This window comes from Vibrio genomosp. F10 str. 9ZD137, from assembly GCF_049974785.1.
Classification (GTDB): domain Bacteria; phylum Pseudomonadota; class Gammaproteobacteria; order Enterobacterales; family Vibrionaceae; genus Vibrio.
The window spans coordinates 1-490 of record NZ_JBNGCJ010000937.1; the positions used below are offsets into that span (position 1 = coordinate 1).

Consider the following 490-nt stretch of genomic DNA (forward strand, 5'->3'; position numbering starts at 1 on the left):
CCACTGAGTGCGCCAGCCGAACCGCTTGCTGATTTCGCTAGAGCAACCGACGCTGCGACAACAGAAGAGGTGATCTCCTGTTTGCTTTCTGCATAAGTCTCGACTGCCCCCGTAATATCAACATCACTATTATTGATTGTGGCACTGATGATATTTGCAGCACCAGTGTTGTCACCAATCGTATTTTCAGCGATCGCTATGCCAATACCGCCCGATACGCCAGTGCCTGTTGTCGCACCTGCGTAAGCGATACTCGCGGCAATAACCGTTGCCGAGATGTCTCCATCAGCCTTTGCACTGACATATATACCGTTGTTGGCGCTTGACGCGTCATTTAACGTTGTTGTCTGCTCGATAGATGACCCATCAATCGTCGCGATCGTATCGCCATAAACTTCATTTTCTACATACGCACCCGCACCGGATAAGGTTACCGTCGTTTTACTACCACTTTGAAGCCCCACAGAAGGTGCAGATCGGAAGAGCGGGT

At 50.4% G+C, this 490-nt stretch carries 1 protein-coding gene; it reads right to left on the reverse strand.

Annotation, left to right across the window (positions count from 1 at the left end):
• Positions 1-490: hypothetical protein (locus ACP45E_RS20575; protein ID WP_158008404.1), on the reverse strand; the 490-nt coding region annotated here is incomplete at both ends.